Genomic DNA, 15004 nt, shown 5'->3' with positions numbered 1-15004 from the left:
CACACCTTACTTATGCCCAGCCTCTTGTCTTTACTGAAAACCCAACACCAACTCATCGCCGCCCTGCCTCTGCGTTTGCGCCTGAGCTATATCGCAGCCTGGTTCTTGCTGACGCTGGCGCTGCTGGGCATTGCCGTTTGTCTGGGCATCAAACGCCATCATGAATGGTTTCAAGCCAGCGCCCTCCATCTCAAACAGACGATGGAGGAACGGCTTAAAGCCAGTGAAAGCATGATTTTCAATCTGGAAGAAGGGGCACGCTCGCGCAGCGACTTTGGCCGAACGGCCATATCACGCTACGCCAGTTACATGCAGGCGCATTACCCTTTTGTTTACATGATGGGCTACCAACCCATCATAAAATTCGGACAGCGCAGTCGCTATGAAGCGACCCAAAGCCTGCATTACGACAAAACCGTCACCATACGGGACTTCAACAACCCGGCAAACCCGGCCCCCGGCCACCCCGACTACTGGCGGCAATGGCCATACTGGAGCAAAGCCCCCGCTCGCGAAGCATATCTTCCCTTGACCATGGCCGAGCCTTACGACAACTATATGGCGCGCTATATGCTCGGTCTGGATCTGTTGAACTCACCCCTGCTCGGCGCCACCATCCGTCAAGCCATCCAGAGCAGAAAAATAGAAGTTTCACCGCCATTCACGCTAAGTAATGGCCACATGGGCCTGGCCTATATTCAGGCTGTTTACGCGGCGAAAAACAAACAAGAAGTTACCGGCATTGTCCTGCTCACCATTACGGCAGACCAGTTGCTGCGGCACGAGCAGCTACAAAACACCAGCCACCTCAATATCCGCCTGCACCGGATAGGCAGTCACGATAGGCGTGACGATATCGACAGCAACCAAAATCCGCTTGCTAACAGCAGCCTAAGCAACTGGCTCTTGCCACAGTTTCACACCCGCTTGCGCATCAATCACGCCTATTTTCCCTATGAACTGGAGGTCAGCGAGACTCTCAGGCCGGGCAATCTCAACGCCACGACTTTCCTGCTGTTACCGGCCATCTCAGCGCTGCTGTGCTATCTGCTGCTCCTTGTGGCCGCCACCCAGCGGCGCAAACAGCATCTTCACGATGAAATGTCACGCGACCTGAGCCAGGAGCGGGAACAGGCTATCGTGACTTTGCAAGCCATCAACGATGCAGTCATCGTGGTCGACCAGCACCAGATCATCAAATACATGAACCCCAAGGCAGCCGCCCTCACCCACACAACACTGGAGGAAGTACGCCACCACCCACTGTCTCATGCACTGCAACTGCATTACGAGCTTGAAACCGAAGCGATGCTTGACCCGGTCGAGCTGTGCCTGGAACTGCAACAGGACATCAACCTGCCCCAGCACTGCCATCTGATCGGCAACAACAACCAGCACCTGTATATTGAAGGCACTTTATCGCCCCTGACAGGCCCGCAGGGTGAAAAACTGGGCGTCGTACTGGCAATTCGCGACATGGCGCCCTTGCGCGCACGGCTCTCCGCATCCATCCTGCACCGCGAAGAGCGGCTCAAGCAACATGCCAACGAGTATGCAAAGGCCGCGCGCATCACCAATATCGGCGAAATGGCATCCGGCATGGCCCATGAAATCAACCAGCCACTATCAGCAATCGCCAGCTACAACGAGGCTGCGCTGACTCTGTTGGAAGATGAAGAGCCCGATCTGGCCTTACTGCAGCGCGCATTGCAAGGCAGTGTGCAGCAAGCACAAAGAGCCGGCCACATCATACGCGGCCTGCGCAATCTGGCGACCCGCCAGCGCACCGACCTCTCCTCGGTCGACATCAATCAGGTGATACGCAATACATTGCTACTGGCATCCGGCGAGCTTGCCAGCAAGCACATCCGTTTAAGCACGCATCTGGAGCCTGCTCTGCCGCACGTTCTCGCCGACAGCATTCAGCTTGAGCAAGTACTATTCAACCTAGTGCGCAACGCCATCGAAGCCATGCCGGCCACACAGGGCCAGTTAAGCATTCGTAGCCATGTATTGAACGAACGCATCTGTGTGCAGGTACAAGACAATGGCCCGGGCATTCCCGCCGAAGAGCTGCCCAATATTTTTACCCCATTTTTCAGCCTCAAACATCATGGCATAGGCTTGGGGCTCACGATCAGCCAATCGCTGATCGAATCGTTCGATGGCAATATATATGCCAGCAACCATCCCGATGGGGGCGCGCTCTTTTGCTTCGAACTCCCCGTCACCCCCCATGCCGAACCGCAAAGAAAAGCCGCACATGAGCAATATCACGCCTACGATCTACCTGGTTGATGACGACCCGGCCATCCGCGACTCACTGGCGCTATTGCTGGAGAGCCATGGCAGTGATGTCGAAACTTACGCAGACGCCCTGGCTTTTTTACAAGCCCCCGCCAAGAACGACATCGGCTGCCTGATACTCGACATTCGCATGCCCCATCTGTCCGGTCTGGCCTTGCAGGAAAAACTCAAGCAACTGGATAGCCAGCTACCGCTGATCTTTATTACCGGCCACGGCGATGTCGAGCAATGTGCCCGCGCCTTCCGCCGCGGCGCCATCGACTTTATCAGCAAGCCGATAGACAAACGCCAGCTCATGGACAGCGTACGCCGCGCCATCCGCCAAAGCATACAAAGACAGGAAAAGAAAGCCGCCACACAGGAGGTAGCCAATCGCCTCGCCCGCATCAGCGAACGCGAGCGCGCAGTACTCGACATGGTGGCGGAAGGACTGTCCAGCAAAGAGATAGGCAAGCTGCTTGATGTCTCGCCACGCACGGTAGAAACGCATAGATCCAGCCTGTTTTCCAAGCTGGGCGTCAGCACACTGGCCGAGCTGATCCGCTTTTATTTATGCGCGCTGGAGGCTTCGCGCGCACAAACTATTCCATAAGCGTTTTGGCAGATCAGCCACAACACGGTAAGATTCGGACATGACTTGCCTATTCAAGAAGGTCGGGCTGTTCGCCCGTCACAGCAAACCGCAAATTGTCACCTCGCTGCGCCTACTGGCTGACCATCTGTCCGCCCAAGGCATAGGGGTCTTGATAGACAGTGACAGCGCCAATGCTGACGAGGCTGGCCCCCATCAGATCGTGGCACGCAACGATATCGGCAAGCTGGCCGATATTGCTATTGTGCTGGGCGGCGACGGCACCATGCTGGCGGTCGCACGCCTGCTCGCCCCCTACCGCGTACCCCTGGTCGGCATCAACCAGGGACGGCTGGGTTTTATGGCCGACATTCCCTTGCATGAAATGCTGGGAGCCGTCGATGCCATCCTCGCCGGCGACTTTATTCCCGAAGACCGCATTTTGCTGACTGCCTCGGTTCTGCGCGAAGACGCCGAAGTGGTCAGTGCGCTGGCGCTGAACGATATTGTGATCAGCCGTGGCGGTCTGGGCTCGATGATAGAGTTCGAAGTCTTTATCGATAACCAGTTCGTCTACAGCCAGCGCTCGGACGGTCTGATCATCAGCACCCCCACCGGCTCGACCGCCTACTCACTGGCCTCGGGCGGGCCTATCCTGCACCCGACGCTGCAAGCCATCGCACTGGTGCCCATCTGCCCGCAATCGATGAGCAACCGCCCGATTGCCGTCTCCGACAGCTGCGAAGTCGAGTTCATGCTGACCCGCGGCCTGGATGCCCGTGCGCATTTCGATGGCCAGTCGCACTGCGACCTGATGGAGATGGACCGCGTCATTGTGCGCCGCTACCGCAACCCACTGCGCATTCTGCATCCGGCCGGATACAACTACTACGACATGCTGCGCCACAAGCTGCACTGGGGCGAACGCCTGCTCTAACCCAATACAGAAGACAACATGCTGCTATCGCTCTCCGTCCGCGACTTTGTCATTGTCGACGCCTTAACGCTGGAATTCGACCGCGGCTTTACCGTGCTCACCGGCGAAACCGGCGCCGGCAAATCCATTATTCTCGATGCGCTGGGTCTGCTGCTGGGCGACCGGGCCGAAGGCGCACAAGTGCGTAGCGGTGCCGACCGGGCCGAATTATCGGCCGTCTTCGACATTTCGCGCCTGCCTGAACTGGGCGCCTGGCTGAGCAACAATGATCTGGCCGGCGACGAGGGCGAGTTGCAGCTACGGCGCAGCCTGGATAAAAACGGCCGCTCCAAAAGCTTTATCAACGGCCAGATTGCCACCCTCGCCCAGCTCAGGGAAATCGGAGATTATCTGGTCGATATTCACGGCCAGCATGCACACCAATCGCTGGTGCGCCCCGATATGCAGCGCGGCCTGCTTGATGCCTATGCCGGCTCGGTCTCGCTGGCACGCGACGTGCAGGCAGCATGGCAAGACTGGCAAGGCGCACGTCGCGCCCGCGAAGAAGCCGAGCGCATGAGCCGCGAATCGGAAGTCGAACGCGAGCGCCTGACGTGGCAGATCGGCGAATTAAGCGAACTGAACCTGCAAGCTGACGAGTGGCACCCGCTTAACCAGCAGCACTCGCGTCTGGCCAATGCAGTCGAACTGGCGCAAAGCGCCCAGCACGCAGTAGATGCCCTATCCGAGATCGACGGCAACTGCCTGTCCATCCTGAGCCAAGTACAAAGCCGCCTCTCCAAGCTAGCCGGTGTCGACCCGCGCCTGGCCGAAACACTGGCCTTGCTGGATTCGGTCGATGCCGAGCTGCGGGAAGTGGTCTACAGCCTGCGCGACTATGCCTCGGATCTGGACGAAGACCCGGCCGAGCTGGCGCGCATCGAAAGCCGCATCGACACCCTGATCAGCGTGGCGCGCAAATACCGCAGCCAGCCGCAGGATCTGGCGGAAAAACTGGCCGACTGGCAGCGCCAGCTGGCCGCACTGGAGGCCAGCACCGATCAGGAGACGCTGACTCTCGCCGAAGCCAGCGCGCTGGCACGCTATCGCACCCAAGCCGAAGCCCTCTCCGCCAAGCGCCGTCAGGCAGCCGGCGAGTTGTCCACCCGCATCGCAGGAGAAATGCAGCGCCTGGCCATGGGCGGCGCCCGCTTTGCCATTGAACTATCCGCACTGGCCGAACCGAGTGCTCACGGGCTGGAATCCATCGAATACCTGGTGGCCGCCAACGCCGGCAGCACACTCAGGCCGCTGGCCAAAGTCGCCTCCGGCGGCGAACTGTCACGCATCAGCCTGTCCATGCAGGTTGTAATCAGCCAGGTAGCCGCAGTACCCACGCTGATTTTCGATGAAGTCGACGTTGGCATCGGCGGACGCGTGGCCGAGGTGGTCGGCAAACTACTGAAAGAATTGGGTAGCCATTATCAGGTATTAGCCATCACCCACCTGCCGCAGGTCGCCTCCTGTGGGGATGCGCACTGGCAAGTCGCCAAGGAAGAAGTTGCGGGCCGCACCGTCAGCCGCATCATCCCACTTGACGACAGCCAGCGGGTCAGCGAACTTGCCCGCATGCTGGGGGGTGAGGAAATCACCGAAACCACGCGCCAGCACGCCGCAGAAATGCTGGCGGCCAACGCATGAGGTACTAGCACGCGGCCAAATAATCCGTTATTATGCGCAACTCGATCAGCAATGCATCGAGCACGCTTTAGGAGGTTTGGGTGAGTGGTTTAAACCAGCAGTCTTGAAAACTGCCGACGGGAAACCGTCCGTGAGTTCGAATCTCACAGCCTCCGCCATAGACATAGTAAACATGCGCCCTTCGGGGCGTTTTGTTTATCTACCCACGTTCTACCCATACAAAAAACACCGCTTGGGAAGCCCCCAGCCCCCCTCCCGACCTTATGGTCTTGTTGCACAAATCAGCAAATGACCAAGCCACCCCAATCCTCAGGCGAACTTATCTCATACGAACCGTTTGCGGCGTGCCCAGCGCTGTAACGCGATTCAGAATCGCTGCACAGATTTGAAGCTCCGCCACCTGACGGTCAAGGCCCCACGACTTAACGCGGTCTACCAGCAGCTTGAAACCGTGCATCTTCGCTTCGACCAAGCGGCGGGATGATAGCCACGCCCCTTTTCCAGAGGGCGCACCCCAGATGCCTCACTGAGCGTAGCGACTCATTCCGAGTCTGATTGCCCAGTGAACTTCCTTTGCAGAATCTGCCGTTTCGACGCGGTGAAATGATGGCTGCGTCCCCGCACTGTGGCATCACTGCGTGACATAAACGTGTGTCGTACGCCCCAGTCGTACGCCCCACCTGCTGCCACCGTCGCCAGCGCTTCGGTTTGCGGAATTTGCGACAGCAGTTCCAGCAACATCGTGCCGTCACCGGTACGATTTTCGGCAACCTCCATGGCGCGAATTGCTAGCTTTTGTGCATCAACGCCTAGATGCAGCTTGCGCCATTGGCAGCGATAGTCCGCGCCATGCTTTTTCACCCTCCACTCACCTTCACCCATCATCTTGATGCCGGTGCTGTCGACCAAGAGATGCAGGCTCCCTGTTTCTTCTGTAGCGGAATACGCACCTGCAGGTCTTTCTGGCGAAGATAAAGCATGCTGAAGTCGGGAGCGCTCCAGTCAAGCGATCATGCCTGTCGCTTGTCGTCACGCCTGGCCAGGCCAAATAGGCACTTGATGGTGAAACAGAACTGGATGGCAGCAAAACAATCTATCGTGTGTCCGTAAATACGGAACCACTACATACATTGACGCCACAGGCCGAATCACCGAAAATCCCTCCCCCGCAGGAGAGAGGCCTAGCCGGCCCGCCGAAGGCGCAAACTCCCATGATCGCTCAGGCAAAAAGACTGCGGTGTCACACGATTCGCCGATTGGAGAGAGGCTGGCAACAGCCCACCGAAGGGGCACGCGGCATCAGGCCGTAAACTCTCAGGTAAAAGAACAAGGGGAGAGGCACGCTACCTCACGAGGTGGTGCAACCGTACACGAGTCCTTTACACCATGTTTCATACTCTACCCAACCACGCTGCCCGCTTTGCCGGAGCACACAGATGCTGACCATTATTTACCTGATTGCCATTACGGCCGAGGCCATGACCGGCGCCCTGGCGGCAGGCCGGCGCAATATGGATATTTTTGGTGTCGCCGTCATTGCCTTTTTGACCGCGCTAGGTGGCGGCACCGTGCGCGATATCGTGCTGGGCCGCTTCCCCATAGGCTGGACGCAACACCCCGAATACATCTATCTGGTGCTGTTCGCCGGTATGGCGGCCATTCCGCTGGCGCGCACCATCCACCGCCTGTCGCCGGTTTTTCTGTTTCTAGATGCACTGGGGCTGGTCGCCTTCACCCTGATAGGCTGTAGCGTGGCACTGGAAATGAAGTATGCGGAACCGGTCATCATCATGGCCGGCATGATTACCGGCATCGCCGGCGGCGTGATCCGTGACGTGTTGTGCAACCGCGTACCGGTCGTCTTTAGGCAGGAGTTGTACGCCAGCGTGTCGTTTATTGTGGCGCTGGCTTATCTATTGATGAGTAAGCTGGGTATTCCTGAAAACGTAATCATGACGACCGGCTTTATAGTGGGCGTGACGCTACGCATGCTGGCGCTGCGCTGGCACTTGAGCCTGCCGGTATTTTCCTGGGAAGCTAAATAAATTCCATCGAAGCCCTTGCAGCGCTCACACTGTGCACCCACACTTGAATAGTCAGGGCAACTGCCCTGAGGCCAATAGAGGGGACTTCCACATGGACATGTTGACTCCATTTTTCCTGGCACTGGCCATCGCCTTGGTGCTTTTTTTCACCCTGCCACGCAAGCCGGCAGCCAAACTGATCCCGATACGTATCCGCGAGCGCGAACAAACCCGCCGCCGGCCGCTGCGCTAAGCGCGATCAGCACAACCAATTAACGCGACCTTGTGTCGCGTTTTTTGTACCTGCCTTGCCCTGACTGCCTGCATGTGCCAAAACAAAAAGGCGAAGTCTCTGCTTCGCAGTGCCTACAGGAGTTCAGCGATGAAAAACCCGCCGCCAAGCAGCCCTCTGCCCGGCCTGTTGTTTACCCGTCAGGGCAAAGCCAAGTCCTCGCCACCCCGCATCAGTCCGTTACCGGTGCGTCACCGCATCGGACGCCATACCTAAAAGTAAAGAAGCCGGCATCCGCCGGCTTCTTTATTAACGTTTAAAACTCCCGCTGCGGCACCAGTACCGTGCGGTTGCCATTGTTTTCCATGGCACTCACGATACCGGATGCTTCCATCTCTTCAATCAGGCGCGCCGCCCGGTTGTAGCCTATACGCAACTGGCGTTGCACCGACGAGATCGACGCCTTGCGCGTACGCAAGACAATCTCGACAGCCTCGTCGTATAGCGGGTCAGTTTCACTGACCCGCTGCGCCGAGGCACCTGCCGTCTGCGACTCGTCATCCGCTACCGCTTCACCGGTCAAAATACCGTCGATATAGTCCGGCTCGCCATACTGCTTAAGATGCTCGACCACCGCATGCACTTCGTCGTCGGTGACAAAAGCGCCATGCACCCGCTGCGGATAACCGGTGCCCGGTGGCAGGAACAGCATATCGCCCTGCCCCAGCAGGCTCTCGGCGCCCATCTGGTCGAGAATGGTGCGGCTGTCTATCTTACTCGACACCTGAAACGCAATGCGGGTCGGGATATTGGCTTTGATCAGGCCGGTAATCACATCCACCGATGGACGCTGGGTGGCCAGGATCAGGTGTATGCCGGCTGCACGCGCCTTTTGCGCCAGACGCGCGATCAGCTCTTCAATTTTTTTGCCAGCCACCATCATCAAGTCGGCAAATTCGTCCACCACCACCACGATAAAGGGCAGGTGTTCCAGCGGCTCGGGATCGTCCGGCGTCACGGTAAACGGATTGGTCAGGCGCTGGCCACGCGCCTCAGCCTCGCGCACTTTCTGGTTGTAACCGGCAAGGTTACGCACCCCCAATGCACTCATCAGGCGATAGCGCTTATCCATTTCGCCAACACACCAGTTCAGCGCATTGGCCGCCAGTTTCATATCGGTCACCACCGGTGCCAGCAGGTGCGGAATATCGTTGTAAACCGACAACTCCAGCATCTTGGGGTCGATCATGATAAAGCGCACCTCGTCCGGCGTCGCTTTATACAAAACAGAAGCAATCATGGCATTCACGCCGACCGACTTGCCCGAGCCGGTGGTGCCGGCGACCAGCAAGTGCGGTGCCTTGGCCAGATCCATCACCACCGGCGCACCGGTAATATCCTGCCCCAGACACAAGGTCAGCTTGGAGCGCGAATCCTGAAACACATCGGCCGAGAGAATCTCGGACAACCGTATCATTTGCCGCGTCGGGTTGGGCAACTCCAGCCCCATGCAGGTCTTGCCGGGTATGGTTTCCACCACACGAATGGAGGCCAGCCCTAAAGCACGCGACAAATCCTTCATCAGGTTGACCACCTGATTGCCGCGCACCCCGACTGCCGGCTCGACTTCATAACGGGTAATCACCGGGCCGGCATACGCATCGACCACCGAAACCTTGACCTTGAATTCGGCCAGACGCTCCTCGATCACGATGCCGCGCTCCAGCAGCATTTCTTCATTACATACCGTGCTCTTTTCTTCGGCTGGACGCAGCAAGCCCAGCGACGGCAAAGGAATCGCAAGGTAGCTAGGCACGCGCACCGCCGTGTTCTGGACAGGTGCTGCAGGCGCAGGCACGACACGCTCTTCGACCGTTACAGCAGCAGAACTGACCGGCGGCGGCTCATCCAGCACCTGCCACACCAGCGCAGCAGGCGCAGGCACCGGAGCGGGCTCTGTCTCTGGCGCATCTTCGATCAGATGCCAGACCACATCGGCGTGTTGCACAGCAGGTACAGGGGTAACAGACACAGGAGCAGAAGGAGGCACAACAAAAACAGGCGCGATAGCTGTATCCACTTGTTTAAGCTCGCCAGCAGGCGCAGACGGGGTCATGGCTGCGGGTGTCAGCGGTGCAGCAGGCGCCGTAGCTTGAGGCGCTAGCGGCACGGCCACGACTTCTGGCACCGGCGAAGCTGCTTCAAACTGCTCGACTGTATCTGCCGGCACCATCCCGGGGAGCGGATCGACAAGCAAAGCGGGCGCAAACAGCGAAGCATCCGCCACCGCCGCCGGCACCTGCGGTGTTTCATCCGCGAGCACCGCCTCCACGCGCGTACGCACAGGAGAAACAGGCACCGGAGCGACTGGAGCAACAGGCCGCCGTGACACCACTTCAGCCGCCGGACGGAACGGCGCATCCAGCACCTGGCCGCTTAACTTGAAGGCAGGCTGCGCTACGGGTGCTGCGGCTTTAGCCGGGCGCACCACATCGACCAAGGGCAAAGGTGACTTTTTCACACTGGCGCGTGGCGGATGCAACTCCTTGATATTTTCACGCACGCTGACAGGATCAATCAGCGGCAGCGTCTCGTCAGGGACAAGGCGGCGCTCGTTTCGGGCGGCCAGACGCTGGCGACGCGCACTCTCGGCCATATTCTGCTGCACGTCCTGCAGGCCGATCACCGGTATATCGCTACGCCGGGGCTTGGCTTGCACCGGCTCAGGCTTCTTGCGCAAATGGCGTGGCAAGGTGGTAATGATTTCTGCCGCCGGCAAGTCGCGCTGGCTGCCGGACTGTGCGACCTGCACCGCTTGCGGCATCACGGGCTTGGCATTCAGCGAAGCGGGTTCGTCAGCGTACGCAGGCAAGGCCTCGGCGGGCGCGACCTCGGGCTCGACCCGTGGTGTGGAAGCCTGATGCGGCAGCGTCTGCCTCGGGCTCCAGTCATCGGGCTGATCACGCGTATCTGACGCATAGATAAAACCGAACACACGCAGCTTCAGCGCCTGCAACCAGGCCAGGCGCAGGCGTCCACTTTTCACCAGCCAGAAGGCACCCGCCGCACCGCCTAGCACCACCACCGCAATAAAGGCCAACAGCATCAACAAAACCCGGGAAAGAATCAATACAGGAGAAATGATTGTACGCGAGCAACGGCCTTTACGTCAGCCGCCATGCCTTAGCGCGGCAACACCCAGACCAGACGCGAATGCGCCTTGCCTTCTCCAAAAGCCTGACGCCGCCAGTAGCCTTGGGTTTGCGGCGCGTCCAGCGCAGGCAAATCCGCTACGCGGCAATACGACACTTCGGAAAACCCTTCTTTCAGCAGCGTGCTGCGCGCCTTTTGTCTGGCTTTATGACTGGTTTCATCATTCGCCTGTGCCACCATTGCTAGCGGTGCGGCACTTTCCCAGGCGCGTACCAAACTGGCGCGCGGTTGCGTCATCAGCGCCAGGCCATTGATAACCGCCGCCAGCAAAGGCTGCCAAGCCTCATCCACGGCCGCGATTTGCTCAGCCAGCTCACCCGGGTAACTGATGCGCAGCGATGCAATGGCCTCGGCCTCAAGCAGCCATGAGGTGGTATCCAGCCCCAGGGTGTCGCCCATCAGCACCAGATCCAGCGCGGCATCGGCTTCGTCGTGATACAGGCAGGCACCGCCCAGCCCTTCGACGTGTACAAAACAGGCGCGGGCCGGCAAAGCCAAGGTGTCCGGCAAATTGGATGGCAAGCGGGTATGCGCCAGCGCAGTGGTCAGCGCCGGTTCGAAATGGACAATCACGCGCCCCTCACGCACAAAGCAGCCATACGCCAAGGCCAACATGGCTTCGCTCTGGCGCGCTGCATCCGGCACCGGAAAAACCTGGGCAGCACGATCCAGTTCGCGGCGGGCCACTTCGGCCAGCTCTTCGCTGGCCTGTTCCATTTTCAGCGCCTGGCTGAAGATTTGTCCCGCGCGCTTGGCCCATGGGCGGGTTGCGGCATAACGCTGGACGGCGTATTGCATAGCCATGGCTCGACCTCCGAAAAAAGAGCGCATTCTAGCGAAAGCAGCGCCACAACAGAAGCCATCCGCCAAGTAATGACATTGGCAGCCATCCTGATTAACATAACCCGCATCAACTACCGCATCACAGGCCTTCTTATGGCGACCATTGCATTTCTCGGCCTCGGCCTGATGGGTTCACGCATGAGCCGCCGCTTGGCTGCGGCGGGTCACCAACTCTTGCTATGGAACCGCACACCGCGCCCCGAGCTCGTTCTGCCCGCACACGCTCAGTGGGTAGCGACACCGGCGGCGGCATGCCGTGCCGACATGATCATGTGCTGCGTAGCGAATGGCGCGGCCATGCAAGACATCGTGTTCGGTGAGCAAGGCATCGCCAGTGCGGACGGCCACACCCCCTTGCTGGTCGACTTTTCCAGCATCTCGCCCAAGCTGACCCGCGAAATGGCGCGCCGCCTGCACCAGACAAACGGCATGCACTGGGTCGATGCCCCGGTGTCCGGGGGCACACAAGGCGCCGAGCAGGGACGGCTGATCATTATGGCGGGAGGGCGCGAACAGGATGTGGCACGGCTGCGCCCGCTGACTTTGCCGCTGGCGCAAAAGCTGACCCATATGGGCGAGGTCGGCGCCGGCCAGACCAGCAAGTTGTGCAACCAGTTAATTGTCGCCAGCAATGCCTTGCTGATTGCCGAAGCCGTCCATCTGGCCACACGCAGCGGTGTGGATGCCCGCGCACTGGCACCGGCGCTGGCCGGCGGCTTTGCCGACTCGCTTCCTTTACAGATTCTGGCGCCACGCATGGCCGAAGGCTGCTTCGAGCCGGTGCAATGGAAAGTCTCGACCCTGCTTAAGGATCTGGACAATGCCTTGGCACAGGCCGAAGCGTGCGAGGCGGCCTTGCCGCTGGCGCAGCGCGCGCGGGAATTAATGGCACGCCATGCCGCCAGCGGCTTTGCCGATGCTGACCTGTCTTCACTCATCCATAGTTATGGCGCGACATCATGCTGAAGCTTTCGGCCAATGTCTCCATGCTGCTTAATGAGTACCCGCTAGCCGAACGGCTGGCACGCGTGGCGCAAGCAGGCTTTGACGCGGTAGAGGTGCAATTTCCCTATGACGAGCAACAGATGCTATGGCAGCAACTGCTGGCTCGGCATCACTTGCACTGTGTGCTGATTAATGCGCCGGCTGGCGACCTGATGCAAGGCGGTGCAGGCCTTGCCGGTGTGCCGGGGCGCGAGGCCGAATTTGCCCGCGCACTGCAGCAGGCTTGCGACTGGGCTCAAGCACTGAACGTCGAGGCGGTCAATATACTGCCGGGACGACTGGGCGCAGGCATCGCGCCAGAGGCCGCGCTTCACACGCTGGCGGGCAACCTTAAGCTGGCCGCCAGCCGCCTGGCGGATATCGGCGTACGCTGCACCTTCGAAGCAATTAACCGCTTCGACATGCCCGGCTTTCTGATAGACAGCAGCGACGCCATGCTCAAGATGCAGTCGCGGGTGGATCACGCCAATCTGTGGCTGCAATACGACCTCTATCATATGGCGCGCATGGGTGCCGAACTGGCCGACGAGCTGACGGCCTTGTGGCCGCGCATCGGTCACATCCAGTTTGCCGACGTTCCCGGGCGCGGTGCACCGGGTAGCGGCAAGCTACCCTTTGATGTGCTGTTTCCCCTATTGCAAAAGCTGCCCTATCCCTTCTGGTGCGGTGCAGAGTACCGCGCGCAGGAAGACAGCTTCACTTGGAAGAACTTTTTATCAAATATTTGATAGGTATCAATATATACTAATGTATTCCCGTTCAGAATAAACGCACATCATTTCTGAGAAATTAGGGGATAAACATGGATCGCCGCACACTGCTTAAATCATCCGGTCTGTTTATGGGCGCGCTGGGACTCTCTACCCTCACCTTGCGCGCCGCCATCGCGGCGCCCGCCCAAGCCGCAGCACAGGGCAGCGCAGTCATCACCCCTTCCGCCAAGACGCCCCTGCTACTCAACTTCAACGAAAATTCCCTGGGCATGTCACCCAAGGCACAAGCAGCCATCGTCAGCGAATTGCCTGCTGCCTTTCGCTACCCGGATGATGCCCGTGCCGCGCTGATCAGCACCCTGGCCAAGGGCAACGGCCTGAGCGACAAGCAAGTGACACTGGGCAACGGCTCCTCCGAAGTTATCCAGATGGCGATTCATGCTTATTGCGGCAAAGGCACCCAACTGGTGTGCCCGGATCCGACATTCAACTACGCCGAGCTTTATGCCGAGCCTATGGGCACTACCATTACCAAGGTGAAGCTGCAAAAAGATACGCTGGCAATCGATTTGAAGGCCATGCGCGCAGCCACCGAGAAGTTTGCCGGCGTGAGCGTGGTTTATTTGTGCAACCCGAACAACCCGACCGCGACCATCACCCCGGCCGCCGATATCGAAGCCTGGATCAACTCGGCACCCGAGCGCGTGTTCTTTATCGTGGACGAGGCTTACCACGAGTATGTCACCGACCCGCGCTATGCTTCGGCCGACCGTCTGGTACAGGCCGGCAAGAAAAACCTGGTCGTGGCTCGCACCTTCTCCAAAATCTATGCGCTGGCAGGGCTGCGCATCGGTTACGGTCTGGCCGCACCGGAAATCATTGCCCGTCTGGACACTTGGGCCTCCATCGACAACACCAATCTGGCGGGTGCCATCGCCGCCAATGCCTCGCTGCAAGATACGGCCTTTATCCGCCAGAGCCTGAACACCACCGCCCAGTCGCGCAAGATTGTGACCCAGGCGCTGGACGAATTGAAGCTGCCCTATCTGCCATCACACGCCAACTTCATTTTCCACCGCGTAAACAGCAGCAGCGCAGCCTATCGCGAGAACATGAAAAAACTGCATATTATGGTGGGCCGTCCATTCGACCATACCGATGGCTGGAACCGCCTGACGCTGGGCACACCGGCTGAAATGCAAGCCTTCGTCCAGGCACTCAAGACCCTGCGCCAGCAAAATCTGGCCTGAACGGCAAGCGCGTTGATTTTCTCCTCCCTTGGGCGACTTGGTCGCCCTTTTTTACGACCCGTACGTCAAACAGCCTATCACCGGCCATGCGTTAGAAATTTTTCTCAACCTGACCAAGGCCTGATAGAAAATCAATTACTTAGCCACCCTTATTTGCAAAACACACTTGCAAGATCAAGTATTTTCGCGTATCTTGCGCCCCTCACATCACCGCCGGGCCTGCCGCTCC

Annotated in this window: 13 protein-coding genes, 1 tRNA gene and 2 riboswitches; of the genes, 11 read left to right on the top strand and 3 right to left on the bottom strand. The window is 59.1% G+C overall.

Annotated elements, in window-relative coordinates; all coding sequences use genetic code 11:
- Positions 1-12: 12 nt before the first annotated feature.
- From M3P88_RS06825 to M3P88_RS06805, 5 genes are all read left to right on the top strand, one after another.
- Positions 13-2298, top strand: coding sequence for an ATP-binding protein (locus tag M3P88_RS06825; protein ID WP_249615290.1), 2286 nt, complete (start codon positions 13-15; stop codon positions 2296-2298).
- A complete protein-coding gene (locus M3P88_RS06820; RefSeq protein ID WP_249615289.1) occupies positions 2264-2899 on the top strand; it encodes a response regulator transcription factor in 636 nt (211 codons plus the stop codon). Before M3P88_RS06825 ends, M3P88_RS06820 begins: the two co-directional genes overlap by 35 nt.
- Positions 2900-2939: 40 nt before the next feature.
- Positions 2940-3815: an NAD kinase gene (locus M3P88_RS06815; protein WP_249615288.1), complete on the top strand. Its 876-nt coding sequence runs from the start codon at positions 2940-2942 to the stop codon at positions 3813-3815.
- 18 nt (positions 3816-3833) lie between these two features.
- A complete protein-coding gene (gene recN / locus M3P88_RS06810; protein ID WP_249615287.1) occupies positions 3834-5495 on the top strand; it encodes a DNA repair protein RecN in 1662 nt (553 codons plus the stop codon).
- A gap of 70 nt (positions 5496-5565) precedes the next feature.
- Positions 5566-5653, top strand: a tRNA-Ser gene (locus tag M3P88_RS06805).
- 382 nt (positions 5654-6035) lie between these two features.
- Here M3P88_RS06805 and M3P88_RS06800 read toward each other — a convergent pair.
- Positions 6036-6413: a transposase gene (locus M3P88_RS06800; protein ID WP_349629045.1), complete on the bottom strand. Its 378-nt coding sequence runs from the start codon at positions 6411-6413 to the stop codon at positions 6036-6038.
- Positions 6414-6654: 241 nt separating this feature from the next.
- Positions 6655-6740, top strand: a riboswitch (glycine riboswitch).
- Between the two features lie 2 nt (positions 6741-6742).
- A riboswitch (glycine riboswitch) is annotated at positions 6743-6834 on the top strand.
- A gap of 97 nt (positions 6835-6931) precedes the next feature.
- On the opposite strand from M3P88_RS06800, the gene M3P88_RS06795 reads away from it, so the two are divergent.
- The 3 genes from M3P88_RS06795 to M3P88_RS15920 all read left to right on the top strand — a co-directional run bounded on the left by M3P88_RS06795 (position 6932) and on the right by M3P88_RS15920 (position 8027).
- Entirely contained in the window at positions 6932-7540 is a 609-nt protein-coding gene (locus M3P88_RS06795; RefSeq protein WP_249615285.1) for a trimeric intracellular cation channel family protein, read from the top strand.
- Between the two features lie 91 nt (positions 7541-7631).
- Entirely contained in the window at positions 7632-7772 is a 141-nt protein-coding gene (locus M3P88_RS06790) for a hypothetical protein (RefSeq protein ID WP_249615284.1), read from the top strand.
- A gap of 129 nt (positions 7773-7901) precedes the next feature.
- Positions 7902-8027, top strand: coding sequence for a hypothetical protein (locus M3P88_RS15920; protein ID WP_283773144.1), 126 nt, complete (start codon positions 7902-7904; stop codon positions 8025-8027).
- A gap of 40 nt (positions 8028-8067) precedes the next feature.
- Here the strand turns inward: M3P88_RS15920 and M3P88_RS06785 are convergent, their stop codons facing one another.
- Positions 8068-10857 carry a DNA translocase FtsK gene (locus M3P88_RS06785; protein WP_283773143.1) on the bottom strand — a complete coding sequence of 930 codons (2790 nt, stop codon included), beginning with the start codon at positions 10855-10857 and terminating at the stop codon, positions 8068-8070.
- A 77-nt stretch (positions 10858-10934) separates the two neighbouring features.
- Positions 10935-11768 carry an AcrVA2 family anti-CRISPR protein gene (locus M3P88_RS06780; RefSeq protein WP_249615283.1) on the bottom strand — a complete coding sequence of 278 codons (834 nt, stop codon included), beginning with the start codon at positions 11766-11768 and terminating at the stop codon, positions 10935-10937.
- 132 nt (positions 11769-11900) lie between these two features.
- On the opposite strand from M3P88_RS06780, the gene M3P88_RS06775 reads away from it, so the two are divergent.
- The 3 genes from M3P88_RS06775 to M3P88_RS06765 all read left to right on the top strand — a co-directional run bounded on the left by M3P88_RS06775 (position 11901) and on the right by M3P88_RS06765 (position 14775).
- A complete protein-coding gene (locus tag M3P88_RS06775) occupies positions 11901-12773 on the top strand; it encodes an NAD(P)-dependent oxidoreductase (RefSeq protein ID WP_249615282.1) in 873 nt (290 codons plus the stop codon).
- Positions 12767-13540, top strand: a complete 774-nt coding sequence (locus M3P88_RS06770; protein ID WP_249615281.1) for a hydroxypyruvate isomerase family protein — start codon at positions 12767-12769, stop codon at positions 13538-13540. The genes M3P88_RS06775 and M3P88_RS06770 overlap by 7 nt, the downstream gene beginning before the upstream one ends.
- 74 nt (positions 13541-13614) lie before the next feature.
- A complete protein-coding gene (locus M3P88_RS06765; RefSeq protein WP_249615280.1) occupies positions 13615-14775 on the top strand; it encodes a pyridoxal phosphate-dependent aminotransferase in 1161 nt (386 codons plus the stop codon).
- The last annotated feature ends 229 nt before the right edge of the window (positions 14776-15004 follow it).

The organism is Craterilacuibacter sp. RT1T (assembly GCF_023502145.1).
Classification (GTDB): Bacteria; Pseudomonadota; Gammaproteobacteria; order Burkholderiales; family Chromobacteriaceae; genus Craterilacuibacter.
Note: the sequence above shows the minus strand (reverse complement) of the source record. Positions and strands in the feature narration are given on the sequence as shown.

What these genes read in the sequence shown, in the direction of transcription:
- M3P88_RS06815 (WP_249615288.1), top strand. Translation starts at nt 2,940, where the DNA reads ATGACTTGCCTATTCAAGAAGGTCGGGCTGTTCGCCCGTCACAGCAAA.
- M3P88_RS06780 (WP_249615283.1), bottom strand. Translation starts at nt 11,768, where the DNA reads ATGGCTATGCAATACGCCGTCCAGCGTTATGCCGCAACCCGCCCATGG.
- M3P88_RS06775 (WP_249615282.1), top strand. Translation starts at nt 11,901, where the DNA reads ATGGCGACCATTGCATTTCTCGGCCTCGGCCTGATGGGTTCACGCATG.
- M3P88_RS06790 (WP_249615284.1), top strand. Translation starts at nt 7,632, where the DNA reads ATGGACATGTTGACTCCATTTTTCCTGGCACTGGCCATCGCCTTGGTG.
- M3P88_RS06795 (WP_249615285.1), top strand. Translation starts at nt 6,932, where the DNA reads ATGCTGACCATTATTTACCTGATTGCCATTACGGCCGAGGCCATGACC.
- recN (WP_249615287.1), top strand. Translation starts at nt 3,834, where the DNA reads ATGCTGCTATCGCTCTCCGTCCGCGACTTTGTCATTGTCGACGCCTTA.
- M3P88_RS06825 (WP_249615290.1), top strand. Translation starts at nt 13, where the DNA reads ATGCCCAGCCTCTTGTCTTTACTGAAAACCCAACACCAACTCATCGCC.
- M3P88_RS15920 (WP_283773144.1), top strand. Translation starts at nt 7,902, where the DNA reads ATGAAAAACCCGCCGCCAAGCAGCCCTCTGCCCGGCCTGTTGTTTACC.
- M3P88_RS06785 (WP_283773143.1), bottom strand. Translation starts at nt 10,857, where the DNA reads ATGCTGTTGGCCTTTATTGCGGTGGTGGTGCTAGGCGGTGCGGCGGGT.
- M3P88_RS06770 (WP_249615281.1), top strand. Translation starts at nt 12,767, where the DNA reads ATGCTGAAGCTTTCGGCCAATGTCTCCATGCTGCTTAATGAGTACCCG.
- M3P88_RS06765 (WP_249615280.1), top strand. Translation starts at nt 13,615, where the DNA reads ATGGATCGCCGCACACTGCTTAAATCATCCGGTCTGTTTATGGGCGCG.
- M3P88_RS06820 (WP_249615289.1), top strand. Translation starts at nt 2,264, where the DNA reads ATGAGCAATATCACGCCTACGATCTACCTGGTTGATGACGACCCGGCC.